Origin of the sequence: Microcoleus sp. Pol14D4, assembly GCF_036701245.1 — a bacterium.
Lineage (GTDB): Bacteria > Cyanobacteriota > Cyanobacteriia > Cyanobacteriales > Microcoleaceae > Microcoleus.
Genome location: NZ_JAUBQM010000010.1, coordinates 1 through 24245 on the forward strand (window position 1 = coordinate 1; position 24245 = coordinate 24245).

The 24245-nt window shown below is 46.4% G+C and carries 23 protein-coding genes and 1 pseudogene; 13 read left to right on the forward strand and 11 right to left on the reverse strand.

Going from position 1 to position 24245, the window contains the following annotated elements:
- Positions 1-761 precede the first annotated feature (761 nt).
- Together QUA33_RS06555 and QUA33_RS06560 are read left to right on the forward strand one after the other, a co-directional pair.
- Positions 762-1301: a group 1 truncated hemoglobin gene (locus QUA33_RS06555; protein ID WP_333147457.1), complete on the forward strand. Its 540-nt coding sequence runs from the start codon at positions 762-764 to the stop codon at positions 1299-1301.
- 1 nt (position 1302) lies between these two features.
- Positions 1303-1644, forward strand: a complete 342-nt coding sequence (locus QUA33_RS06560; RefSeq protein WP_333147459.1) for a hypothetical protein — start codon at positions 1303-1305, stop codon at positions 1642-1644.
- Positions 1645-1728: 84 nt separating this feature from the next.
- Here the strand turns inward: QUA33_RS06560 and QUA33_RS06565 are convergent, their stop codons facing one another.
- Both QUA33_RS06565 and QUA33_RS06570 read right to left on the reverse strand, forming a co-directional pair.
- Positions 1729-1923 (reverse strand): hypothetical protein, encoded by a 195-nt coding sequence (locus QUA33_RS06565; RefSeq protein ID WP_172190590.1) that lies wholly within the window; start codon positions 1921-1923, stop codon positions 1729-1731.
- A 232-nt stretch (positions 1924-2155) separates the two neighbouring features.
- Positions 2156-2368, reverse strand: coding sequence for a helix-turn-helix domain-containing protein (locus QUA33_RS06570; RefSeq protein WP_006631306.1), 213 nt, complete (start codon positions 2366-2368; stop codon positions 2156-2158).
- A gap of 183 nt (positions 2369-2551) precedes the next feature.
- Here QUA33_RS06570 and QUA33_RS06575 point away from each other — a divergent pair, with 183 nt between their 5' ends.
- The 3 genes and pseudogenes from QUA33_RS06575 to QUA33_RS06585 all read left to right on the forward strand — a co-directional run bounded on the left by QUA33_RS06575 (position 2552) and on the right by QUA33_RS06585 (position 3558).
- Positions 2552-3022, forward strand: coding sequence for a hypothetical protein (locus QUA33_RS06575; RefSeq protein ID WP_333147462.1), 471 nt, complete (start codon positions 2552-2554; stop codon positions 3020-3022).
- 98 nt (positions 3023-3120) lie between these two features.
- A pseudogene (locus QUA33_RS06580) lies at positions 3121-3219 on the forward strand (type II toxin-antitoxin system HicA family toxin); the annotation flags it as partial.
- A 120-nt stretch (positions 3220-3339) separates the two neighbouring features.
- The gene (locus QUA33_RS06585; protein WP_333078499.1) at positions 3340-3558 is read left to right on the forward strand and encodes a type II toxin-antitoxin system HicB family antitoxin; all 219 of its coding nucleotides are present in this window, start codon (positions 3340-3342) and stop codon (positions 3556-3558) included.
- On the opposite strand, the gene QUA33_RS06590 is transcribed toward QUA33_RS06585, so the two are convergent.
- The 8 genes from QUA33_RS06590 to QUA33_RS06625 all read right to left on the reverse strand — a co-directional run bounded on the left by QUA33_RS06590 (position 3555) and on the right by QUA33_RS06625 (position 13040).
- Positions 3555-3761 carry a hypothetical protein gene (locus QUA33_RS06590; protein WP_333037052.1) on the reverse strand — a complete coding sequence of 69 codons (207 nt, stop codon included), beginning with the start codon at positions 3759-3761 and terminating at the stop codon, positions 3555-3557. The genes QUA33_RS06585 and QUA33_RS06590 overlap by 4 nt on opposite strands.
- A 272-nt stretch (positions 3762-4033) precedes the next feature.
- Positions 4034-5356: a CO2 hydration protein gene (locus QUA33_RS06595; protein WP_333096761.1), complete on the reverse strand. Its 1323-nt coding sequence runs from the start codon at positions 5354-5356 to the stop codon at positions 4034-4036.
- 177 nt (positions 5357-5533) lie between these two features.
- Positions 5534-7090, reverse strand: a complete 1557-nt coding sequence (locus tag QUA33_RS06600) for an NADH-quinone oxidoreductase subunit M (RefSeq protein WP_333147464.1) — start codon at positions 7088-7090, stop codon at positions 5534-5536.
- 115 nt (positions 7091-7205) lie between these two features.
- Positions 7206-7922 (reverse strand): carbonic anhydrase, encoded by a 717-nt coding sequence (locus QUA33_RS06605; protein WP_333147466.1) that lies wholly within the window; start codon positions 7920-7922, stop codon positions 7206-7208.
- A gap of 104 nt (positions 7923-8026) precedes the next feature.
- Complete coding sequence (locus QUA33_RS06610; RefSeq protein ID WP_333147467.1) at positions 8027-9886, reverse strand: NAD(P)H-quinone oxidoreductase subunit F; 1860 nt, start codon at positions 9884-9886, stop codon at positions 8027-8029.
- 324 nt (positions 9887-10210) lie between these two features.
- Positions 10211-11215, reverse strand: a complete 1005-nt coding sequence (locus tag QUA33_RS06615) for a glycosyltransferase (RefSeq protein WP_333147469.1) — start codon at positions 11213-11215, stop codon at positions 10211-10213.
- Between the two features lie 339 nt (positions 11216-11554).
- Positions 11555-12670 (reverse strand): phospho-N-acetylmuramoyl-pentapeptide-transferase, encoded by a 1116-nt coding sequence (mraY, locus tag QUA33_RS06620; RefSeq protein ID WP_333147471.1) that lies wholly within the window; start codon positions 12668-12670, stop codon positions 11555-11557.
- 130 nt (positions 12671-12800) lie between these two features.
- The gene (locus QUA33_RS06625; protein ID WP_006631296.1) at positions 12801-13040 is read right to left on the reverse strand and encodes a DUF3134 domain-containing protein; all 240 of its coding nucleotides are present in this window, start codon (positions 13038-13040) and stop codon (positions 12801-12803) included.
- 411 nt (positions 13041-13451) lie between these two features.
- Here QUA33_RS06625 and QUA33_RS06630 point away from each other — a divergent pair, with 411 nt between their 5' ends.
- Both QUA33_RS06630 and QUA33_RS06635 read left to right on the forward strand, forming a co-directional pair.
- A complete protein-coding gene (locus tag QUA33_RS06630; RefSeq protein ID WP_333147473.1) occupies positions 13452-15128 on the forward strand; it encodes a glycosyltransferase family 4 protein in 1677 nt (558 codons plus the stop codon).
- Between the two features lie 63 nt (positions 15129-15191).
- The gene (locus tag QUA33_RS06635; RefSeq protein WP_333147475.1) at positions 15192-15776 is read left to right on the forward strand and encodes a PAP/fibrillin family protein; all 585 of its coding nucleotides are present in this window, start codon (positions 15192-15194) and stop codon (positions 15774-15776) included.
- A 118-nt stretch (positions 15777-15894) separates the two neighbouring features.
- Here the strand turns inward: QUA33_RS06635 and QUA33_RS06640 are convergent, their stop codons facing one another.
- Positions 15895-16134, reverse strand: coding sequence for a helix-turn-helix transcriptional regulator (locus tag QUA33_RS06640; RefSeq protein ID WP_333147477.1), 240 nt, complete (start codon positions 16132-16134; stop codon positions 15895-15897).
- Positions 16135-16298: 164 nt separating this feature from the next.
- Between QUA33_RS06640 and QUA33_RS06645 the strand changes: the two genes are divergently transcribed.
- The 6 genes from QUA33_RS06645 (at position 16299) to QUA33_RS06670 (ending at position 23784) form a co-directional block, all read left to right on the forward strand.
- Positions 16299-16523 (forward strand): hypothetical protein, encoded by a 225-nt coding sequence (locus QUA33_RS06645; RefSeq protein WP_333147478.1) that lies wholly within the window; start codon positions 16299-16301, stop codon positions 16521-16523.
- Positions 16524-16835: 312 nt separating this feature from the next.
- Positions 16836-17096, forward strand: a complete 261-nt coding sequence (locus tag QUA33_RS06650; RefSeq protein WP_333147480.1) for a type II toxin-antitoxin system ParD family antitoxin — start codon at positions 16836-16838, stop codon at positions 17094-17096.
- Between the two features lie 26 nt (positions 17097-17122).
- Complete coding sequence (locus QUA33_RS06655; RefSeq protein WP_333147482.1) at positions 17123-17365, forward strand: type II toxin-antitoxin system RelE/ParE family toxin; 243 nt, start codon at positions 17123-17125, stop codon at positions 17363-17365.
- Positions 17366-17539: 174 nt separating this feature from the next.
- Positions 17540-18355 carry a PD-(D/E)XK nuclease family protein gene (locus QUA33_RS06660; RefSeq protein ID WP_333147484.1) on the forward strand — a complete coding sequence of 272 codons (816 nt, stop codon included), beginning with the start codon at positions 17540-17542 and terminating at the stop codon, positions 18353-18355.
- 219 nt (positions 18356-18574) lie between these two features.
- Complete coding sequence (locus QUA33_RS06665) at positions 18575-21130, forward strand: DHH family phosphoesterase (protein WP_333147486.1); 2556 nt, start codon at positions 18575-18577, stop codon at positions 21128-21130.
- A 350-nt stretch (positions 21131-21480) separates the two neighbouring features.
- Positions 21481-23784, forward strand: coding sequence for a serine/threonine phosphatase (locus QUA33_RS06670; RefSeq protein WP_333147488.1), 2304 nt, complete (start codon positions 21481-21483; stop codon positions 23782-23784).
- Positions 23785-24245: the final 461 nt, after the last annotated feature.

The following is a 24245-nucleotide window of genomic DNA, read 5'->3' on the forward strand; positions in this document are numbered from 1 at the left end:
GAGTACATTTGGTGTTGGCTTAGATGGAGAAAAGTGGGTTAATTATCTCGAACAATATTCTTGGGAGGTGGAACAGTAAACGCCAGTTAACTCGAAATAAACGTCGCTTTTATCAACAAGGTATGCGGGCTGCAAACCTTATTCGGTCTATCTCCTAAACCTCTTTGTCACCCCCTCAGCCTTTTCACTCTACCAAAAGGGCGATCGCCCTTATCCCCTCAAATCTCCCCATTCACGTGCATCTGATGCACCCGATCACCCAATTCTTGCAAGCGCTTTTCGTCTAGCTTGTCAATCGCCAGCATCCCGACATAGATGATTTCCTTGAGGGTTAGTCGGGTTGCTAGCGCCTTTTTCTACACAATATCCTTGATAATGGGGCTGACTCCAACGGCTGTACGGGTTCTCGTCACAAAACTAACCGGAGATTAATAACTTCGATTAAATCTTAGGACTTTTAACCTGAGTTTTTAGCTGCGATGAAACTTGTTTAAGCGCGTTTTGACAAAATGCAACACAATGTGAAGTCCATCAATCAGCAAATGCTGAGTTATCTAAGAAATATTACAAAATCTACCGTAAGATGATTTGATGGTAAAGTTATCAATTGATGTGGAGAGCGATCGCTCTCCATCATCGCACCGAGCTAGAGACAAAGTTGAGTTTAGCTTAGACATCGGCTGCCGGCTTCTTAACCCTATGTCTCTGTAAATGAGCGAGTGCTGACGATTCAATTTACCATCACAATTAGAGATTTTTCAATGAAACTCAGTAAATCTTTGGCAATGTTGTTGACATTAATTTGTATCACAGTCATAGTAGTGACTACTTTCAGATTAAGCCCTAGTTTCGCTCGTTCTACGCCGGTGATGTCAGCACAAGAATCAGCAGAAAAAGTAACTACAGATCTGATTGCACAAGTTCCCGGAGGAAATTCTCTCTACACTAGGCTGGGAGGCTACAACGCGATCGCCAAAGTCATTGATGATTCAGCAACTTTCATATTCGCTGACGCACTAATTGGTAAATACTTTATTGGCTTGGGCACAAACTCACAACAGAGGCTGCGTCAGTTGTTAGTGGATCAATTCTGCCAAGCGGCAGGGGGGCCTTGTGTTTATACAGGGCGGACTATGAAGCTTTCCCATAGTGGAATGGATGGAGGTTTGACGGACAGTGAATTTAATGCTTTTGCTAATGATATATCCCAAGCTCTCGATAAAAATAGGGTCAATCCACCCGATAAAGCCGAAGTGCTGGGATTTGTCAATAGTCTGAGAAGCAAGATTGTCGAAAAGTAATATGAAACACTCGAATCTCCTCCTGCTTTCGGTGGCATTTCTGCTACTGTCAGGAATGGTAACAGCCGACGCAGCCGATGCAAAACCGTCACAGGAAACCACCGAGATGAAAGTTCCAGTATCCCCCATGCCGAGGCAGTCTTCTGAGCGCTTTTCCATGCCTGCTATTTTTGCTCCACCCCATGCTCAATCCAACGATCGACCTTTTTGTTTTTATCAGCGCTCCGATAGCACGATAGTTGATTTGAGCAGACTGTGTGGGGCTAAGATCACCGAAACGGGTACAAATACTAGATCGGAGAACGCTCCTGTTGAGGAGAAGAAAACCCCAATTTATTGGTAGAAAAATGAGAATTTGTTTCAGTAGACGAATTCCATAGGAGCGCCCTTGCCTTACTTCACCCGAAGTGAGATCGCCCTCATCCCCTCAAATTTCACCATTCACCTGCATCTGATGCACCTTATCTGCCAACTCTTGCAGGCGCTTTTCGTCCAAATCGTCAATCGCCAGCATCCCGACATAGATAATTTCCTTCAGCGTTAGTCGGGTTGCTAGCGCCTTTTTCTGCACAATTTCCTTGATGATGGGGCTCACCCCGATGGCGGTACTGGCTCTAGTCATCCAATTTTAGATTTTAGATTTTAGATTTTAGATTTTAGATCGATCCGACAGATGAATCCGAGGCCCCGAACCAAATTGCTTGATTGTCGCAAAGGTAACGGGAGATTAATAACTTGGATTAAATCTTAGCACCTTTAAGCTGAGCTTTTAGCTGCGATGCAAAATGCTTAAGCGCGTCTTGACAAGACGCAACAAAAAAGTTTATAGTAGAAACATGGAAAGGCAGATCGACCTATTCCTCCAAAACCTCAACCAAATCCTCAATCATCACATCAAAAGTCCGAGCTAATTTCAGCAGCAAAGTAAAGTCAACCGTTGTCAGCCCGGGACAGCGGGCATAATGCTTGACAGTGTTGTACACCACTCCAGAACGTTCTGAAACTTCCTTGAATGTCCAACCTTTCTCTGCGGCTAGTTCTCTGACTTTAATTCTTACTAAACCCATGCTTGACAATGGGTGCTATAACACCTTACAATAAATTCATCTAAAAAGCCGATCGCCCCCCGGCCTGGAAAACTAAAGGGCGATCGTCTGTAAAACCTAATCTGGATAGATTATTTCTTTCTATCAAAAAGTGCATTTGCCATATCCAGAAGTCTACTAACCATATCCAGAGGTGTACTAGCCATGATATCAGAAACTCCGGCAAAATCGCGGACGATCGCAGAATCGAGAATAATTCATAAATCTCCCATCCTGCATCCGCTGGCGAGATTTGTCACAGAAGAAACAGTTGCACTCCTGTTTAATATCGCAGCAGACGAGATTTACCGCATCGAATGCTGTCGTTACATGGTGTACGTTCACGCCAAAGGCATCAGTCGGTTTGTCAGCTACGCCGATTTTCCCCCGATTTTAGCAGTAAAGCCGATCGCTCCTCAAGATTTTGGCAGATGGTACAAACGCTGGAAAAGCAAGCAAGCACCGGCATTTTGGACGAAATTCTACACCCACAAGTTCAAAAAAGCTGTTTCAGTTGACAGATTGCTGGAGTGGGGACAACTGGTGGCTACTGTTAAATCGGTCATTTCTGGGGCCGCGCTGCAACAGCTACGAGATGTCTATGCCCAAGAAAAAGATTTGATGGAGAAATTTTAAAGTGCGATCGCCCCGACGAGCAACTGCGAGAATGGGCAAAGGAAAAATTAAAATAAATGGCTAAGTGAGAAAATGGAGGTAGAAAATGGACAATCACCATGCCTAGAAAAATTCGCGAGTTAAAAGCTCAGATTACCCGTGAGGGCTTTATTTATTTGCCAAAACGCGGAAAAGGCAGCCATGAAAGATGGCAGCACCCTTTGATTGGGAAGACATTAACAATTCCAGGCAAAGACGGAGATGATGTGCCACGCTATGAGAGAGAAGCAGTTGGCAATATTGTTAGCCGAACTAGACAAGTTAAAGGAGGAAGATTCATGAACCGATACAGTATGATCGTCCAATGGTCTGACGAGGATCAACTTTTCCTCGTGACAATTCCAGAGTTTGCCGAGCGCGTTGTCATGCCATGTACCCACGGCCAAACCCGCGAAGAAGCCATCCGACATGGCGAAGAAGTGCTCGAAATGTATCTAGAAGCTTGGCAGGAAGAAGGTGAACCCATCCCCGCACCTAGCATTCTTCAAATCGCCTAGAAAACCTCATCCTCGATTCCCAGCCACCATTCCCCCAGATTCATTAAATCTTTGTGAAGGTCAGTAAGTTCTGTCATATACTCTTCAGCAGAAATCTCCGATCGCCTTTCTTGCAATTTTTTCAGCCGCAGTTGCACCAACAGCCAAGGTTTGGAAATCCCGTCCTTTGCTTCGATATATTTGGCTAGATCGTTACTGTCCATAGTTATTGGTTATTTGTTATTGGTTAGATCGTTTCCGGTTGTATGGGAATGATTAAACCGCAGAGAACGCAGAGAACTCAGAGGAAAAGAAGAGAGAGAGGAATAATTATGACGCCAAGTAGCTTAATATTATAGGACTTTTGAAACGATTTAAAAAAGCTTTCATTTTTCCCAGTCGGTTTCAACCGACTCGCAGCTCTGAGCCAGGGGTTTAAACCCCTGGCTAACGGACTGGCGAACTTTTCAGCTAAGATGCCTCCCACAAACATCCTTTACCTGTAATCCGAAGTCTGAATATTCTTGAGCTTCGCAGCATATTTCATGCCGTATTCCGGGCGACAGAAGCGATCGATCTGAGACTCAAAGAAAGCCCGATTTGCCTTCAAATGCTTCGGATTCGGGTCATCTAAAGGATACAAAAGAGCAGTACGCAAAGCTTGAATCACCGCCGAAGTTACGCAGTACATCGATCGCTGAAATGTCACCCCAATTTGATTCAGAATATCATCTTCGCCGCGACAGCGCTGTTTGTAGAAATCCATCAAATAAGGCGGCAGGAAATGCAGCATATCTTGTGCTAGCAAAGTCGGCGGAATCCCCGCCGTACCTACAGGGAATTTGTCTGCATAAAGCACTCCGAAGTGAAAGTCTTTTTGGTCGTCAGGAACTTCCTTAGCTTGAGCGTTGTAAGATTTGGTGCCACGGAACGGGGAAGTGCGGTAAAATACAGCTTCCACGTAAGGCAGCGCTGCTTCGTAAAGCCAAGTGAAACCTTTAGATTTCGGGATGATTTCGTAGGTTTCACCGTCAATTTGAACGTGGTGGTAAATCGGGCGACCGGCGATCGCAAATATGCCATTTACTAGGAAATCCATCGCCTGCGGGACTGTGGTAACTTTCCCTTCGTCGTACAAGTCGGAAACCTCAAAAAACACCGGCGCCATGACTTCCCAGAATAAACCGAGATTGCTGTAATAAGACATTTGGCGGCACTGTTCTAAAAACATTTCTGGAAATGCTTTGTGCAGTGCCAGCATGAACGGGTCTTTTTTGAAGTAAGCTTTAATTGCCCGATCGGCATTAGCCTTATATTCGTCACTGTCCAAATAAGGATCGAATTGATTGGTCGGCACGTACAAGCCACGGTGCCAAAGCATTGACCTCATGCACTCTTCCGCAAATTCCATGTTAATGCGATCGTGCCACAAATGGTGAAAAAGCCGTGGCAATTTGCCTGTTTCTCCCTTCTCCATGAACTCCAAAAGTTCGGGGTGAACGCTTCCAGTCCCGCGCCATATCCGCAAATCTGCACCGTCGCCTGCATAGTGATTTTGTAAATCTAAATACTCTTGGGGTAAAAAGTATTTAAAGAAGGGAAGTGGGTGCAAAAATACTCGTTCGGCGATGTAAAGCAAATCGCGCCAGTAAAAGTCCATCGGCACTGCGTAAGCTTTCCAAATAGCGATGATTTGCATCAGATTTTCCGGCGTATCTGGAATCATCGCGCCGCCAGCTTCCAGCCTGTGAATTACTTCCGCAAATTCGTGCTTGGAAGGAGGTAGTTTAGTTGCTGGTTTATTAGGGGTTTGTACCATTGTTTTTTCCTTTGATTGACTGAATCTAAATATTTTGAATTATTGCAAAAAGGTGCAATTCTTTAACTGGTTCTCCGGCTTTGCTTGGGAACCGATATCCATGCCAGAACTGGAAAATAGGAGGCTTAGCCTCCGGATTTGCGTTACCAGGCAGAGCCTGGTAACAAGTAGATTCTCTTAGTTAGCGTCGGCGGACTTTGTTTGTTGTGTAGACGCGATGGAAATCGCCAAATGTTCACCGGGATAGCTAATAGCTACTTGGGCATTTCTGTCCGCCGGCAGAGTAGCGACGATTGCATTTGTGGTAGATTCGCTCCACTTGAGCAGCCAAGCAGGTTGAATTCCCAACACAAAAATGATGCCCGCCAAAACCAGCGCCGGCATATTTTCAGCAAACGTAACTGGAGGGTAGTAAGCCGTAGCATTGTCCAACTTCCCAAAACAGGTGCGGTTGAGCAGAATTACAAAGTAAACTGCTGTTAACCCGGAGGCTAAAATGCACAGTAAAGTTGGAATTGGAAATGCTGAAAAACTACCTTGAAATACTAAAAATTCGGCAATAAAACCCACTAAGCCGGGAATTCCGGCGCTTGCCATACCGCCCAAAACTAACAGGGAACTGGCAGTGGGTAAGCCCCGCATCGGGTTCATCAAACCGTTGAGGACATCCAAATCCCGCGTGCCAACTTTGGTTTCGATGATACCTACCAAGTAAAACAGCAAAGCTAAAATCAAGCCGTGGCTTACCATTTGCCCGACAGCACCGATTAATGCCAGCTTCGTACCCGCCGCGCAGGCAACGAGGATGTAGCCCATGTGTCCGATCGAACTATAGGCTACCATGCGCTTGATGTCTTTTTGGGCGATCGCGCTCAAAGCACCGTACATCACGCTCACAGTCCCGATAATCGCTAAAACCGGAGCTATAATCGACCAAGTTTCGGGAAACATCTGTAAGCCGAACCGTACTAAACCGTAAGTTCCCAACTTCGCCAGAATCCCTCCCAGCAAAATTGCTGTTGCTGGCGAAGCTTCGACGTAAGCATCCGGTAGCCAAGTGTGCAGCGGCACCAAGGGAATTTTAATTCCCAACCCAATTAGCAAAATTGTTAGCAGGATTAACTGCAAATTTCTCGGCAATTCTTGAGTGGTAATCGCACTGTAATCGAAATTTAAAGACCCACTCAGCCAAGCCACACCTAAAAATGCTGCCAGCACTAAAAGTCCCGAAACTGCCGTGTAGATCAAAAACTTCATGGCAGCGTATTCCCGCTGCTTTCCGCCCCAAATCGCAATCAACAGGTAAAAAGGAATTAATTCTACTTCGTAAAACAGTACAAACAGCAGCAAATTTTGAGACATCAAAGCTCCGGCAATACCAGCATTGATCAGCAAAATCAAAGCATAGTAAAGCTGGGGGCGCTCCATCTTTTCGCCAGTGCCGTAAATGACTAATAGCGTCAGCAAAGCGCTTAAAACCAGCAGCGGCAAGGACAAGCCGTCAATGCCCAAGTTGTAGCTCAAACCTAATTGTGGAATCCAAGGCAAATATTCTTGAAATTGCAGTCCCGAATTGGCTGGATCGAATTGAGTCAACAGCCAGATATTTAAAATGAAAATAGCTGCTGCAAAAGCCGAGGCTATTGAACGCAGACGCATTCCATTGATATTTCCGGGCAGGAACCCGACTACCGCAGCGCCCAACGCGGGCAACCAGAGCAAGGCACTAAGCATAATGTGTGAAGTGAAGAGTGAAGAGTGAACAATCAATTTTGCAGCCTCTTGTCTTTGATAATTTGAGAGTTTAGATGTTAAACTTTACCCCAATTATCAATTCCAAATTCCCTCACTACTCAGGAATAATAGTGACCGTCCCCGTATCTAAATCGTAGTATCCACCAACAACTTTCAGTTTATTCTCTTGAATTAACTTAGAGATAACTGGAGAGGCTTTCAACCTGTTAGCTTGCAGCATAACATTCGCTTTGACGGCATTTTCTAGACTATCGCCCGGTTGGTTTTTCGAGCTTGCTACAGCCGGCTTAATGGCGTCGATCAAACTGCCAATTTGACCGGGAACTTGAGATCCTTTGATGGTTGCGTCTACCGCACCGCACCTTTCATGCCCGACTACCACAAGCACTTTTGCTCCCAGTACCAGCGCCCCAAATTCCAGGCTGCCAATTTCTTCTGGGGTAGCAACATTTCCTGCCACGCGACAGACAAATAAATCTCCAAATCCTTGATCGAAGATAATTTCCGAAGGAAAGCGGGAATCTGCACAGCCGAGAATAGCAGCAAAGGGTTTTTGAGATTTGGCCACTTCGGTGATGCGCCCAAAGTCTTGGTGGGGATTTAGGCGTTTTCTGTCAACAAACCGTTTGTTCCCGTCCATTAACTGTTTTAGAGCCGCATCGGGAGTCAAGTCATTTTGAGCAATTGCCGGTTCGGGTGCAGCCAAATCAGCGCCTGCTCCTGCTGCGAGTATCCCTGTACCAATAGCACCTGCGACAAATTTAAGCGAATTGCGTCGGGAAAGATTGAATTGTCTGTTGTTTGAGTTCATCTATGCTGCCTTGTTGTCTCTAGTTTGAAATCTTTGTTCAAGACTTCATGTTTTTAAGATTTTAGATTAAAACTGTCACCTAAAATCTTCAACCTTATATTTCTTTACCCGCCCACAATTAGCGACAATCGAGCTAGCAAAGGCCAGCTTACCAGCAGTCCCAAAACTGCTACTCCCAACAGAATTGTCAGGGCGTAAAACTGAGTTTGACCCGTAACGTTGTATTTGAGGCTCTGCCCGCCGAAAACCGTTGCAAAACCGATTAAGTTCACAAATCCGTCAACAATATTGCGATCGACCCAGGAGATGATTTGCGAAACCAAACCAACTGCAAATATCACTGTCACGCGGTAAAGTTTGGCGGTGTAAAAGTCGTAAGCAAAAAAGTCTTGCAGGGCTTGAGAACCGATTCGCACGGGTTTTTCCCATTTCTCGTTCAGGTAAACAAATGCTCCTGCACCGATGCCGATCGCCGTTGACAAAACTAGCAGTCCAGTGGCGGTATAATTAAAGCTCGCCCCAGGCAATAACTGCCACGTTGCCAGCACGTGCGGAACGTGCAAAGTAAAGCCCATTAAAACAGTCATCGGCAAGATGAAAGGCCAGTGAACTTCTGGCGAACGTTCGGTCATTTGCTTTGGTTTGCCGCCAAAAACTAAACCGAAGACGCGCACCAAGCCAAAAGCAGTGACGCCGTTTACAAACAGCACTATTCCTAACAAGAAAGGGTGAGTTTCCCAAAGCCCGGATGTGAAGTCTTCTAAAGCCCAGAAACAGCCGAAGGGCGGCAGTCCCACCAATCCAGCGCTACCGACAATAAACGATATGGCCGATATTGGCCGCTTTCCCCACAAACCGCCGAGAGCTCGGACATCCTGAGTGACGCTGTTCCAAACTACCGAACCGATGCTCATCACCAGCAAACCCATTGCGAAGGTGTAGGCAAATATCAATGTCAGGGCTGTCTGGGCTTGTCCGGTGCCGACGGCGATAAATACTAAGCCCATGTAAGCGCTGACTATATAAGAAAGCGTGCGCTTGATGTCAATTTGGGCGATCGCAATTAATGAAGCACCAACCGCCGTCGCAGCGCCTACAATAATAGTTGTCTTCAGTCCGATCGGCGACAAAGCAATCACCGGTTGCAACTTAATCAATATCCAAGCACCAGTTTCGACAACTACGGTGTTCCGCAAAATCGTCGCCGGTAGCGGGCCTTCCATCGCCTCATCCAGCCACAGGTGCAAGGGAAACTGAGCACATTTACCCATCGGACCGGCAATCAAAGCTAAAGTCAGCAACGTCGCTACAGTCGGGTCAAGCTTTGCAGTCTGGGCCCAAACAGCCAACTCGTCAAAATTCCAAGTTCCAGCCAGCGGCAGAATTGCGACTACTCCCATCAGCAGGAATAAGTCACCCACCCGCTTGGTTAAGAAAGCGTCGCGGGCTCCTGTCACCACCAAAGACTGATTGAACCACAGCCCGACTAGCAGGTAAGTACCCAAAGTCAGAACTTCCAAAATCATGTAGCTGAAGAACAGGGAATTGCACAGTACCAAGCCGCACATCCCAGCTTCAAACAGCCCCATCAGAGAAAAGAACCGAGCCCAGCCCCAGTCCATTTCCATGTAACCGAAAGCATAAATCTGCGCCAGCAAGTTCAGTCCGGTAATCAAAACTGTCGCCCCGACGGTGACAGCAGAGATTTCAACGGGAATGGTTAAGTCTAAACCTGCTACATTCAGCCAAGGAATCAACTGGTGTTGCGCCGGTTGGTTCCAGATAGCTGTTAGGGCTATGACCCCGTGTAAGAAAGCGAACAAGGTTAATATGGCGTTCACGTAACCGGATGGTCTTGGTCCCGTGCGGCGGGTAACTGCTGGAAACCACAGCATTGACAGAACTCCGCCGATGAGTGGATAGCAAGGTATAAACCAAACGGTCTGGACTAAGATTTGATCCATTGGCATTACTTGTAAAGGTTACAAAAATTTAAAAATCTGAGAATAATTCCGCTCGCGCTGACGACAGCAGTGAAAAGCCCGAAGGCAGAAGTAAAGAAAATTTAGGGGTTTGCCTCTGAGTTTCTTCGCCTCGTCAAACCGAGCGCTTCAGAATAGACTTATTAATTTTATATTAAGTATTGCGTGAAATTTTCATATTTCTGATTCAGCATATTTATCTGTACCTATAAACTATACTTATACGTATATAGAGGGGCGGATTGCATGCAAAGGAATATTTGTCGATCGCCAGTGCGATCGAACAATCATTAATTGTCTAAAATATTAAAACCGCTCAATGTCCCAAGCTGCTAAAGGAAGTTTGGCTTGGCGCTGCCCCATCGACCTTGCCCTAACATTCAAAAGACCGATCGGCGTATTAAACAAATCTACCAGCTCGGCTGGGGCGATCCTCTTCAAGGGCTTCGCTAACACACTTTTGGCAGCAGCCACAGGCAATTCCTTGAACAGCCATCTAGCTAGGCGATAACAATATTCCCCTGTTGTGAATTCTCGCATCAAATCGACACCGTGGAGTTCGTGCAAATATTTATTAGATTCGCCGTACCGATACCATTGACTTTGCAACTGTTTTATTGTAGAACGGTGGCGGTGTCGGACGATCGCATTTTCCGCAAAATACATTTTATAGGATGTTTCCCGCAAAATCCGCCAACACAAGTCAGCATCGCCACCACTGGTAAGGTAAGGGCGAAATAATCCTATTTGTTCTAAAACTAGCCTCCGTAAAGCTAAGTTGGCGGTTTGACCGTAGGGACAAAAAGGGTGAGCGAGAGTATGTTTTTGAGATAAAATATTTTGGCGATCGGCGTGTTGTTCTAAGATAGTTTTACCGGGCAATGCGAGTATTTCCCCAGCGCTAATTCCTATTTGTAAGTCAACGAATGGCTTAACTAAATTTTCCAGCCAGTCAGATTTTGGGCGACAGTCTGCATCGGTAAATGCAATGATTTCACCTGTGGATGAGCGAATTCCTTGATTGCGGGCGGCGTAGGAACTTTGAATCTGATTTTCGGTGAGGTGGCGAATGGTTATTTGATTGAAATTGCTTTCTCCCCTTACCAAAGGGGGGACTGAGGGGGAGTTAAAGGCTGCTGTTTGGAGGATGGTTGAAGTGCGATCGCGGCTGTTGTTGTCTACTAATAGATATTCTACTCTGTGTGGCGGATAAGTTTGCGATCGCAGGCACTCGATTAACTCCGGCAAATCCATCTCGCCGTTGTAAACAGGCACAACCACCGAAACCTCCGGTAAAAACGTTTTAGTCATTCACAAACAACCGTAAACGATAGCATAACTAATATTGAGTAAGATTAAACGAACCGCGAAGGCGCTAAGGAGGCTAAGGAAGATAAATAAGCAAATGTAGTTCTTCCTTTGTGCTATAAGCCTCTTCCCGGTTCTTCAAATAATTAAAAAGCGTTACTAAGTTCCCTTGCATTAACGGGGATATATATTGTCAAAATTATAACTTCCGAGCCTTAAACAGGCAAGATGCCTGTTCCACAACTGCCTTCGGTTCTTGTGGAACAGGCATCTTGCCTGTTTCTTTCAAATAGTAGAAAATATCTCTTACATCCCCTGTGCAATCCGTCACGCAGTCCCTTCTCAACTGTTTCTTGTCAACATCAGAATCATTAACACTAACGCCCCATTAGTTAAATAAAAAATGCCAACAACCTGAGTTTCCAACCAGCCGCACAACTCTAAATGATGGTGCAGTGGAGCCATTCTTAACAGACGCTTGCCGATGCCATCAGGCCCTTTTGTAGCTTTGTAATAACCTACTTGAGCAATTACTGACAGCGTTTCTACAAAGAAAATTCCGCTGATAATTAATAATATCCAAAGGCTATTTGTTAATAAAGCTACCGCACCCAACGCACCGCCCAAAGCTAAAGCACCTGTATCGCCCATAAACACCTTGGCTGGATTGCGGTTGTGTGCTAAGAAACCGAAACAACTGCCGCTGATGCAAGCGCAAAATATCATTAATTCTGGCGAAGTTGAGGCTACAGATGCGCCCAATCCCAAAAGTGCGATCGCGCCCAAACCGCCCATCAATCCATCAACACCATCAGTAAGATTAGTAGCATTGCTTTCGGCAACTAGAACAAAACCAGCCAGTGGCCAAAACAGCAAACCTAATGGCAATACCCAACCGAAAGGCAAAGCAACATTTGTAGAAATAGCAGGTTGATGAAACATCAGCCACAGACAAAATAGAGCAGCAAAACTTATTTGCAAAGCCAATTTCATCCGAGGGGAAATACCTTTGTTCGACTTACGTCGCAGAATTTGCCAGTCATCGATCCAGCCAATGAAACCGTAAGCTAAAGTTAAAGCCGATACGGCAACAACATCTGAGTTAAATTTAGACCAAAGTAAAGCGACTGCTACCCCTGCCGGTACAAAAAAGATGCCTCCCATTGTCGGCGTTCCCGCTTTTTTCAAGTGGGCTTGGGGGCCATCTTCGCGAATTATCTGTCCTGCTTTTAGTTGCTGGAGTACGGGCACAACTGCATAGCCCAACCCCGACGCAACTAAAGCACAAACAACTAGCGGGATAAATAGCGATGCAGGTAAGTTCAAAAATCTACCCGCTGCTACATCTAAACCGATCGCTAAAATGCCGAGCCCCAAACCCAGCAGCAGGAATAAATTCTTGCCTGTAAGTTTGAAAGGCAGACTAAAAGGGATTTTCTCATCCAAAAAGTTATCCATAACACTCCTCACCACACACTATTTGAGAATAAGCAATTGACAATGGGGGAATAGGGTGCGATACAGGAGATTGAGAAATCTCTTAGTTTTTCTTCCCTGTTTCCGGTTGATTTCTTCACCCTTCTACCCGTTATTCTTCGCCTACACTCACATCCTCTTCTACTTCCTCTTCTAAATCATCGTAAGGACTGTCGTCAACTGCCATAAGTTCAGAAATTTCTTCTTCGTGCAGATAGTCGGGTTCTTGGACATCCCTTGCTAACAGGCGATTGTTAGATTCCAACCAGTCTAAAAGAGAAGATTGCTGTTTTAATGGAATTACATCCGCAGGTAAGTGGCGAGGAATTTGACGCAGAGATGGGTTGTACATGATTATCGGTTTTTAAAGACAAAGACGCGATCGAGTGAGGTAACGTTTTGCCGACGAACTGCTGCTTTGATCGAGCACTTGCAAATCGGGCATTTAGCAAGGCTAAAGCATTATACCACAGGCACTGTTTGGTTCCGGATCGGATAAGATGGGAGACCCAAAAGGCGATCGCCCCCAAGCATGGGCCTCAGAATAGCACTAAAATCCGGTCTTGCCAATCCTTCTTTAGCCGTAAGTATTGTAATCTAAGACGATCGTCTTTAAGATATCGCGGGACGCGCGGCGATCCTATTCTGCAAGCTTCGCTAACGGCAAGGCGTTGATTCACAACAGTCTCCTGGTTTTTCATCAAAGCCTGAACCCGCATGCCCTCTGGCTTCTTCAGTCAACTCTCAAGCAATAAATCTCAGAATGGATACAACGGCAGCAGTTTTATACAGCAAAGAGGGTTACCACACTGGAGGCAAAAAACTTCTGGGGCGTCATTCAGCCGGAGAAGGGTTTCTCAAAAGCTTAGTACAACACGGAACCGCCGACTCTCTCTACTGTTGCGCCGATAGCGAAACAACCTTTAAAGAGTTTTGTTCGCACATCCAACCTTGGCTGCAAACACCTCGGAAAGTCCGCTGGATTCCCATGGAACGACCGGATTTGCTATCTCAACCGGGGACAATTTACCGACCCGATCCGGTTCTATCGCAGATGGTTTGGGCCCGCAGATTTGTCGATCAGCGGGCCTACAGCGTTTGCGGCGTTACTCACACGATCGGTACAAAATACATCATGGGGGCGATCGGCGATTTGATCACCGCACCCATGCAGCCTTGGGACGCCCTGATCTGCACCTCTGCCGCCGTGAAAACAGCAGTAGAAGGAGTTATGACCGAGTGGTCTGAATATTTAGCCCAGCGCAACGGCGGTAAACCGGAGATTTTGGTTAAATTCCCCGTTATTCCCCTAGGAGTCGATTGCAGCGCGTTTCCGCAGGGTGTGGAAGCCGTTAATAGTCGCCGCCAACTGCGACAAGAACTCGGCATTTCTCCCGAAGATATTGTCGTGTTATTTGTCGGTCGATTGACTTTTTCTGCAAAAGCTCATCCGGTACCCATGTACATCGCCCTAGAACGGGCATCACAACACACAAAAGCCAAGATCCACTTAATTCAAGCCGGTTGGATCGAAGATCCGAGAGAAGAACCCGACTTTAAAAATAGCGCACAAATATTTTGTCCGTCGGTGAATGCTATTTTTTTAGATGGGAGACAGCCCGAAATTAGAATAAATATTTGGTCTGCAGCCGACATTTTCATTTCGCTTTCCGACAACATTCAAGAATCCTTCGGACTGACACCAATAGAAGCCATGGCGAACGGACTGCCTGCAATAGTCTCCGATTGGAACGGATACAAAGAATCTGTACGCCACGAAATAGACGGCTTCCGCATTCCCACACTCATCCCGCCCCCAGAATCTTGTTTAGATTTAGCCCTAAATTATCTTGACGGCAGCTTAAATTGGCCGACTTACATGGGTCACACTTCCCTCGCCACAGCAGTTGACATTGATGCTTGCACCCTGGCGTTGTGCCAATTAATTGAAAACCCCGAATTGAGAAAGCGGATGGGGGAAAATGCCAGACAAAGGGCGAGGGAAATTTATGATTGGAAAGTAGTAATTGCTGCTTACGAACAATTGTGGCGGGAATTAGCAGAAATTCGCCTTGCGGCACCGGAGTCAGCACCTTTAAAACCTGGGAAGCCGCCTTATCCCCTAGGCGACGATCCGTTTCGGGTATTGGGTAATTATGCGACTAGAAGTTTAAGCAATGAGATGATGCTGAGTCTGGGTGCGATCGCCACACCAGAACTTTTAAAGCAGGTACAGACAATTAGGTTTACCAGTTTTGGTGAGGATAGGAGAAGATCTGTTAGCATTCAGATGGAGATCTTGGATACAATTAAGCAGGAAGGTGCGATCGGCGTGGGGGAAGTTATCCGGCGCTACGTTAAAAACGAGCAAGAATTAGCCTACCTGTATCGGACTTTGCTTTATTTGGTGAAATTTGATATTTTAGTGATTACTGATTAGTTATTGGTTATTTGTTATTTGTAGCAGTCAACAGTCAACAGTCAACAGTCAACCAACAAAACTATGCTTAGAAAATCTGCACTATTAGAGATAATTGCTGGTAAGAATCGAGGTTTGCTGGCTACGGCTAGCGACAAGCAAGCGATTTTAAGTGCGATCGCCCAATTGGAAGATTACAACCCCACACCGCGCCCTATCGAAGCCGCAGAGCTTTTAAATGGTGACTGGCGGTTATTGTACACCACCAGCCGCGACCTGCTGAATCTTGACAGTTTTCCCTTGGTGAAATTGGGTCAAATTTATCAATCTATCCGCGTCAAAGAATCTAAAATTTATAACATTGGCGAACTTTACGGCTTGCCTTATTTGGAAGGAATTGTCAGTGTAGCTGCGAGATTTGAGCCAACTTCCGAACGGCGAGTGCAAGTGAAGTTTGAGCGGTCTATAGTAGGTTTAAGCAGGTTGATTGGCTATGAATCTCCGGGGAAGTTTATCAATGAGATTGAGTCGGGTAAAAAGTTCGCTGCTGTAGATTTCGGGCTGGATACTCGCGAACAGCAGGGATGGCTGGATATCACTTATTTGGATAAAGATTTGCGGATTGGACGGGGGAATAAAGACAGCGTATTTGTATTGACAAAAGAGTGATTTTGTGATGTGTGATTAAGTGCGATCGCACTTTCATCCGCGTTTATCCGCGTTCATCTGCGGTTAAAAATCAAAAATATATCACTTCTGCAAACAATTCAAGGCTTCATCAGTATTCTTACTCCGTCGGTTTTTCCTGTTCTTTTTTTTCCACCGGCATTGACTTTCTGACAGCTAGCACTAACTCCGCTTCGGTACATCGATACAAGTCCCGCATTCGGAATACTTGCCAAACTTCCATTTTTGGCAATGTTCGACCCTTTTCCCAGTTGCGAATTGAAGATTCCGCACATTCTAGTATATGTGCTACGTCTATAATTTTCAGCCCTGCACGTTCTCTTAAGGCTCTCAGATCCATAGCTGACAGAACCTTTTGATGGACAAAACGTTAAGTTTTACCGTCAATAGTTGACGGATATGACCTATTTGGTGTTTAATCATAGTAGTAGAGGCGTTAGTCGATTTCCGGCAAGAGACTTACTAACGCCCTTTCCTGTAGTCCATAGAGGATACTAAACCATCATGCCACAAAACGGTTATCAACAGGGATTGGCAGCGAATCCTGGGGCGATCGCGTACCAAAAACGCCTTTACCCTTGGGCGATCGCCAAACTCATGCCCAGTATGCAGCGGGCGATTGTGGGGCGATTTCGCAGTCGATCGGATGCTGACGGGCACTTGCTGTGTCTGCGTCAACTGATGCCTCAAGCAACGCTTGTCGTAGTCTTTGACTTGCAACCGGACTAAAAGTAGGATGAATCCCCCGTGGTTGCCCCTCTAAGAGTAAGGTAGACACGGGGGCATTACCCATGCAAGTTGTTCACAATTCATACAGGATTGCTATATATATTTAAGTTAGTTACTCATTATCAGATATTTGGTTTTCCCAAGCTTCACAGTTATGGTAAATTCTCACAAATCATATAGTCTTGCTATAGGATTTGTGAGTAAATTAAGATCGCCCGTTAATCCAAAACAATATAACTGAAGTACGCACGAGCGCAGCTATCCCGTAGGGAAGCGCCTACAATAGAATCAACACTTATACTCTCAAGCGCCATGCAAATTGTTTTGTCACCTGAAGTCGAAGCCCTCGTGCAGCGTCAACTCACGACTGGCAAATACAAAAGTGCGATCGAAGTCATCCTCGCAGCCATTCAACTCCTGGAACAAAAAGAAGACATTTATCAAGGACGACTGCAAGAACTTCAACGAGACGCAGTGATTGGCCAGCAAGCATCCCAACGCAATCAAGTTGTAGACGGTGCAATCGCAATCGCACAAATTCGCACCAGCCTGCGTAGGCGTAGCCAGCCGTAGGCATCGCGCTACAGTTCATCAGAAGCATGACTCCCAAATTTCGCCTCACCGAACCCGGAATTCAAGACATCGAGCAAATTGTAGACTACATCCCTCGTCAATCGGGACTCGATATAGCCGATCGCTTTTTAAGCAAGATCGACGCAAAATTTGCCAAAATTGCTCACTTTCCCAACCTGAACGACAACGAGACGAAATTTTATCAGGTCTACGCAGTCTCCCGATGGATAACTATCTTATACTCTATATGCGGATCGGACAGGATATAGAAATCTTTCGAGTTGTGAGTGGTTATCGAGATTTATCAGCCCTGTTCACCGATGTTGATGATTGAATTAAATTCATCTGAGAACAAGATATAGTTTGGGCGCACAAACTGTTACAAATTTTTCATAAAAAGTATAACAAAACCATACCAAAAACCAACAACATCACACCCGAAAATGCTCCGACTTTCCCAAACCCAACTCAAAATCCTCGAAGAATGCCCCCGCAAATTCCAACACAGCTACCTCGAACTACTCGCCACCACCGCCTCCCCAGAACACAAAGAAAAACTCACATGGGGAAGCCACTTTCACCTATTAATGCAGCAGCGAGAACTCGGACTTCCCCTTGAATTTATCATTCAACAAGACCCCGAACTGGGACGCTGTGTGGCAGCATTTATCAACACCGCACCCGAACTTTTCGCCAATTCAGAAAATAGCGATCGAATTTTCCGCCAAGCCGAACACCCCCGCACCCTAATTTTCCAAGACTACCTATTCACTGTTATCTATGACTTGCTAATAGCCGAACCAAACGCCGCCCAAATTCTCGACTGGAAAACCTATCCCCGCCCTCAAAAATCAAAATGGATAGCCGAAAGTTGGCAAACTCGCCTTTATTTATACGTCTTAGTAGAAACCAGCGACTATTCCCCCGAACAAGTTTCCATGACATACTGGTTCGTACAACTGCAAGGAGAAGAACCGCCGCAAAAACTCACATTTTCTTACAACCAAACAGAGCACGATCGCACAAAACAAGATTTAGCCCACCTATTGCAGCAGCTAACCGACTGGCGACAGCGCTATACCGAAGGCGGCGAATTCTTACCCCAAGTAGAAATTAGTTCCAATCTTTGCGATTCCTGTCAATTTGCCACTCGCTGCAACCGCACACCAGACACAAAAACTCCCTCACCATATCTTCTCGCAGAAACTCCCACAGATTGGCTACCAAATCTTGCTATAATCGACGAAATATTTATTTAATATATAAACAAGCCCCCATATTTTACTCGTTACTAGGCTCTGCCTGGTAACGCCTATACGGAGGCTCTGCCTCCAATTTTCCCGATATTAAGCGAGGCAGAGCCTCTGGAAATCGGTTCCCCGGCTCTGCCTGGGAAACAGTGACTCGCTTAAGTTTTATTTAACATACAAAAAAGCCCTCGGATTCATCTGGGGTCACAATCTAAAATCTAAAATCGAATGGCAGAAATACCTCAAAACTGGCAAAATCAACTCTTACCCCAACCCCCAGCTTGGCTGATCGAAGCTGTCAGAAACCACGCACCAGAACTCCCCGGAAACTATGCCGCCGCACTTCTGTGGTATAGAGGAATTCACAATCCCGAACAAATACCCGGTTTCTTAAATCCCAAACTTTATCAACCTGCAAGTCCCTTTGAATTCGGACTAGAAATGAACTGGGCGATAGAAAGAATCCAGCAAGCACGAAACAGCGGTGAAAAAGTCGCAATTTGGGGAGACTTCGACGCCGACGGTATTACCTCAACTTCCGTACTTTGGGACGGACTGGGAGAATTTTTTGCTCAAAACAACCAACTAATTTATTATATTCCCAACCGTTTAACCGAATCTCACGGACTCAACATCCCGGGAATAGATGCCTTAGCCCAATCTGGAATTAGCTTAATTATTACCTGTGATACTGGCAGTACAAACATCGCCGAAATCGAATACGCCACCAGCTTAAATATCGATACAATTATCACCGACCATCATACATTACCTGACCATCGCCCGCCAGCTACAGCCATTATCAATCCCCGCTATTTCCCCCCAAACCACCAACTATTTAACCTTTCAGGAGTTGGAGTAGCTTACAAATTAGTTGAAGCCTTATATCACACATTACCGGATATTCCGCAGCGCCCGCTCATAGATTTATTAGAATTAGTAGCGATCGGGTTAATTGCCGATTTAGTCCAACTTACAGGAGACAGCCGCTATCTAGCACAAATCGGCATCCAACAACTGCAAAAACAAATCGCAAATCCCACCCGCCCAGGAGTTGCAAAATTGCTCGAATTGTGCAAAAGATCGGGCGATCGCCCAACCGACATTTCCTTCGGCCTCGGCCCCCGCATCAACGCCGTCAGCCGCATTCAAGGCGATGCCAGCTTCTGCGTAGAACTCCTCACCAGCCGCGACAAAAAACGCTGCGAAGAACTAGCAAATTTAACCGAAATTGCCAACTCCCGGCGCAAATCTTTACAAAAAGATGTTGCCAAAGATGCCGCCAACAAATTAGCCAAACTCGACCTCTCAACTACTAGCGTCATCGTCCTCAGCGACCCCCAATGGCCCGTAGGAGTATTAGGATTAGTAGCGGGACAAATCGCCCAAGAATACGGCCGCCCCGTGATTTTATTCAGCACAGAAGGAAGCGAAAAAATTAATGAAAATGCCCCAGAAATGCAATTTACCTCCTTCTTAGATTCAGAATCACCAACACTTTCCCCATCCAAAATTGCCAGGGGTTCCGCACGTTCCGCCAATCAAATCGACCTTTACCAATTAGTCAAAGATCAAGCGCATTTATTGCACAGATTTGGCGGTCATCCTTTCGCCGCCGGATTGAGTCTCCCTGTTGAAAATATCCCCCTATTTACCGATGCGATAAATCAGCAACTGCGACAACAATACAGTACAGATAGTTTAACAGCCGCCCCCGTTCAAGCAGACCTAAAAATTACTGTCTCCGAATTAGGAAAGGACTTATTTCAAGAATTAAAATTGCTCGAACCTTGCGGCATGGGCAACCCCGCCCCCAAATTGCTGATTGAAAACTGCTGGTTTGACAATCTGTGGAATCAAAAAATCAAGGACTTGAAAGGGCAAAAAGTAGAATATATCAAAACAGAATTTACAATTAGGGATGAATCTAGCGATACGGGATTTCCCGGCATTTGGTGGGGACACAATCAAAATGAAGTTCCCCAAGGCCGGTGCGATGTCACCGTTGAACTCGATTTTAATACTTACAAATCGCGGTATGAAGTGCGCCTCGTATCAGTGCAAGAACGCACGGAAGACAACAAAATAAATTCCCAGACTAAAATAGATTGGATCGTAGACTGGCGCAATAGAAATAACGATGAAGAGTTGTTAGCAGCCAGCACAAACTTACAATCTCAAATGCCGATCGACAATCTAGCTTACAATTCCGAAATGGTCGATCGCGAAAACTCGCTCGTCCTCAAAGAATGCCCCGCAAGCTGGGACGAATTGCGGATTTGGTTTCGGCAAGCACAGCACACTCAGAAAAAACTCGCGATCGCCTATACATTACCCCCACTCGTACCCCCACAGCAAATCTGCCAACAGTTAATCGGCATCGCCAAATACCTCAGCCGCACCAAAAGACCCGTCACCAGACAGCAACTAACCCAAAAACTCGGCATCAGCGACACATCGCTGCAACTGGGGTTTAAAACCCTAACATCTCTCGGTTTCAAAATCAATTACCGCGATCGAGCTTTCCACATCGCCAGACAACCCGAAACCGCACAGCACCAAGACGCGCCCGATCAAATCCCCAAACCCTTATTAGATAGCCAATCCATTCAATTCTCAGTGCCAAATTCCCCGATTGCCGCCCGTTTTGCAGCGCAATTCCTAGCAGCAGTCTCCGAAGAACAATTCCGGCGGAAATATTTCTGTGAAGTACCCCTCTCCACCATTGTTTCGATCGCGCGAGAAACCGTTTTCCAAGAAGATTCTACAGCAATTCCCTTCTAACTGAGATATTGCACCATTGTTAAGCATAGGCAGGATGCCCCTTGCACTCATGAGATAGCTTTGCTTGTGGGTTACACACGCTGTTACCACTGGTGGGGCTGGCTTTTGGGCCCCAGAAGCGAGAGAAATTTTTGTGGGTCTGGCTTAAGAGGTCTATTCCTGACACGGCGGCAACATCTCAGTTCTAAGAAATATCTTAGTTCTGAATTCATCCCGATAAAATAAGGCATAGGGCAATGCGAGTTATCCGTTGCGAGTCAGGCCCAAAACTCATAACTCCTAACTCACAGCCCAAAACCCAAAACTCCTCACCGCCAAACTCGATCGCCCATCTCCAATTTAAAACCCCTATGCTTCTCTGTCCCCGCTGCCAATTTGAAAATCCCAATCCAAACAAGTTTTGTCAACAATGCGGAAATTCCCTAATTTACAAACCTTGCCACGAATGCGGTGCCCAAGTCGCTTTTAGCGCCGCATTATGTCAGAATTGCGGCGTCGCAACAGGTCAAGTGTGGCGGGCGATTATCTGCGGTCGATCGAATTTTCCAGCAGTCGAGGCAGACGAGTCAACCCTACCCCCAGCCGAGTTTCCCGAAAAACCAGAGAGGGTTCCAGAAACCGCATCGCGCCAAAACTCTCCTGAACCAATCACAGACGCCATTAAAACAGAAATAACCACCCCAGCCGAACCACCAATAGCCGTCGAACCAACTTCTCCACAGCCAAGCGACGGCGAATTCAGCAGCCCAGAAATAGACGCTGTGGTAGCCGTGGGGGCGATCGCACCAGCATCCTTTCAAACAACAGAAAAAAGCTCTACTACCGCACCAGAGCGCGAAATAACCCCATCTGAACAGAATTTTACAACCGCACCACAGCCTAAACAAATCCAGGAAGCAACCGAGAACCCCCACAGCCCAAACATAGCTGACACCTCCCCTCCATCTCCAGAATTCCCCATCCCCAATTCAGAATATTTAATCCCTTCCCAGCCAGCCGGAGCTTATTTAGACACTCAGCAGCGCTACCAACTCCTAGAAACCGTGCCGCCGAGAAAACGCTCAGACACAGTAGCAGTAACAGTATTGGACTGTCAGCCGCTCGAAATGTCACCCCTCAAAGCCATGCTAGCAGCCAACTCTGCTAGCGTCGCCAGACGAACATCCCCCTATACCGCAGCAATCACAGGCGGAGAAAATTCAACCAATTCCGCCTTAGCAGAGCTTTGCCAAGGCATAGCTGAACCTTATCTGGCACTGCGGTGGCAATTCTCTCAAAACCTGCCAGTCATTCACGATAGCTGGTCAGAGAACGAACAGGCAGTGCTGCTGCTAGAAGACTGCTCCCAATGGCCGCTGCTGGTAGAACGCTGGAGTCAACCCGAAACTTCCACCCAGCAAATTTTATATTGGCTACACGAAATGACAGAACTGTGGGCTGCCCTAGAACCCTGGCGCTGTCGGCAAAGCTTGTTGGAACTGACAAATTTGCGAGTCAACCCCGACTCTTCCTTTTCCTTGGCTTCTTTGCGACTGCAATACCTCTATCCCGAACCCGTGGGATCAAACCTGCAACTGGTAGATTTGGGGCAATTGTGGCAGGTGATATTTAGCCAGTCCGATCATCGCACTCAGTTTGGCGCATTGCTCGAACTGCTGCAACAAATGTACAGAGGCGAGATTAGCACAATCGAAGAGTTGCGATCGCGCCTAGAAACTGTTCCCCTCGAACTCCAACCCGCACCTTCACCAAGCTCAACCCCGGCGCGCCGGCCTTTCCGCGGCACCGACGAGTCGCACCCCGACGTTGGCGAAGTATTAACCCAGCCCATGCCACTCCAGATTTACAGCTTAGAAGACGCAGGCCTCACCGATGTTGGCCGCACGCGCGACCACAACGAAGACTTCTTCAGCATCTGGACTCAGCTAAACAAACTCGAAAGTTCCTTCGGTCGTATTTTTCAAACCAAAGGGCTTTACATTCTCTGCGACGGCATGGGCGGACACGACAGCGGAGAAGTAGCCAGTCAACTAGCCGCTGAAACTCTCAGAGAATTCTTTCAAACCCGTTGGGAAAATCAACTACCTCCGGCAGACACCATCCGCGAGGGAGTCCTGCTAGCCAACAAAGCCATCTTTGAAATCAATCAAAAGGACGGACGCTCCGGCAGCGCCCGCATGGGTACAACTCTAGTCGCAGTCTTAGTTCAAGACACCCAATTCGCCGTTGCCCACGTCGGCGACAGCCGCCTCTACCGACTGAGAAAGGGACAAACCCTAGAAAAAATCACCTCCGACCACGAAGTAGGTCAGCGCGAAATTAAGCGCGGGGTTGACCCGGAAACTGCTTATGCCCGTCCCGACGCCTATCAACTAACTCAAGCCCTCGGCCCGCGAGACAGTAATTTTCTCAAGCCCGACGTGCAGTTTTTAGACTTGTGCGAAGATACCTTATTAATTTTGGCTTCCGACGGCCTGACAGATAATGATTTGTTGGAAACTCACTGGCAGAACACTCTCGAACCCCTGTTCAATCCCCAAGCCGATCTCGACCAGGGAGTTGCTCAGTTGATTGAACTGGGCAACAAACGCAACGGTCACGACAATATCACGGCAATTATCATTCGGGCGCAAGTAGGCGCATTTCGATTTTAGAATTTGGATGCTGCCAACTTTTTCAAAGGTGGCACATTCCCCCTGTGACGGCATGGGTTAAACCTGCAACTGTTGCAGAGAAAAAAAACAGATTCTGCCGTTTCCGGGCAACGTTTTACTGCTCGCTCTGTTTTCTAGGTATCCGGTGTTAAAACAGCTTCGGTTTGAGTGTTCAAAAACTGATTACAGACCCATACGATTGCAGAAAAGCTGTGAAGTACCAACCATTTATCCGTAGCCTTAATTTTGAGATTGTGTTCCGGGAATCTACCGGAAAAAGTGGCTTGATAGTAAGTGGATTCATCATAGTTGCAAGAGCTTTCACTTAAAAAAATAGTTAGTATAATGAAAAAAAATTAACTAAAATGAAGTGAGTCAGCAGGCGGGATGATGCAAAATCTGTTTTATACTCGATCGCTATCGTGGCAAGGTGGGCATAGGTGGGAAGTGTCCGCCCTACA